This is a genomic window from Saccharopolyspora terrae (assembly GCF_004348435.1).
Lineage (GTDB): Bacteria > Actinomycetota > Actinomycetes > Mycobacteriales > Pseudonocardiaceae > Saccharopolyspora > Saccharopolyspora endophytica.
Genome location: NZ_SMKS01000148.1, coordinates 1 through 1,142, shown reverse-complemented (window position 1 = coordinate 1,142; position 1,142 = coordinate 1). Strand labels below are relative to the sequence as shown.

1 protein-coding gene is annotated in these 1,142 nt (G+C 62.8%); it reads left to right on the top strand.

Features of this window, described 5'->3' with window-relative positions; all coding sequences use genetic code 11:
* Nucleotides 1-1,087 (top strand): AMP-binding protein (locus E1181_RS31115; RefSeq protein WP_132679973.1); only part of this gene is annotated, 1,087 nt, incomplete at its 5' end.
* Nucleotides 1,088-1,142 lie beyond the last annotated feature (55 nt).

The window sequence follows — 1,142 nt, the reverse complement described above, 5'->3', positions numbered from 1 at the left end:
GCTGTCGGCGGATGATGCGATCAACATTCAGTACACGTCGGGGACGACGGGTTTTCCGAAGGGTGCGACGTTGTCGCATCACAACATCCTGAACAACGGTTTTTTCGTGGGGGAGTTGTGCGGGTATTCGGAGGTGGATCGGGTGGCGATCGTGCCGCCGTTCTACCACTGCTTCGGGATGGTGATGGGGAATTTGGCGTGCACGAGTCATGGTGCGGCGATGGTGATCCCGTCGGAGGGTTTTGATGCGGGGTCGGCGTTGACGGCGGTGGCGCGGGAGCGGTGCACGTCGTTGTACGGGGTGCCGACGATGTTCATCGCGGAGTTGGATCATCCGGAGTTCGGTTCGTTCGACCTGTCGTCGTTGCGGACGGGGATCATGGCGGGTTCGCCGTGTCCGGTGGAGGTGATGAAGCAGGTCATCGATCGGATGGGGATGTCGGAGGTGGCGATCTGCTACGGGATGACCGAGACGTCTCCGGTGTCGACGCAGACGCGTGCGGATGATTCGTTGGAGCGTCGGGTGTCCACGGTGGGCCGGGTGGGTCCGCACTTGGAGGTCAAGGTCGTGGATCCGGTGAGTGGGTTGACGGTGGCGCGGGGTGAGCCGGGGGAGTTGTGCACGCGGGGTTATTCGGTGATGTTGGGGTATTGGGGGCAGCCGGACAAGACCGCTGAGGTGATCGATGCGGCGCGGTGGATGCACACCGGGGATCTGGCGGTGATGGATGCCGAGGGGTATGTCTCGATCACCGGGCGGATCAAGGACATGGTGATCCGGGGTGGGGAGAACGTGTATCCGCGGGAGATCGAGGAGTTCCTCTACACGCATCCGGATGTGTTGGACGCGCAGGTCATCGGGGTTCCGGATGCCAAGTACGGCGAGGAGTTGATGGCGTGGGTGCGGTTGCGCGAGGGTGCTGAGGTGTTGACGGCGGAGTCGTTGCGGGAGTTCTGCGCGGGGAAGTTGGCGCACTACAAGATTCCGCGTTATGTGCACGTGGTGGGCGAGTTCCCGATGACGGTCACGGGCAAGGTCCGCAAGGTCGAGATGCGCGAAGAAGCCCGCCGCCTCCTCGACCTCTAGCACGTCGGAGACCCGGAACACCGCAGTAATCAGGACCCGGAATACCGCAGTAATC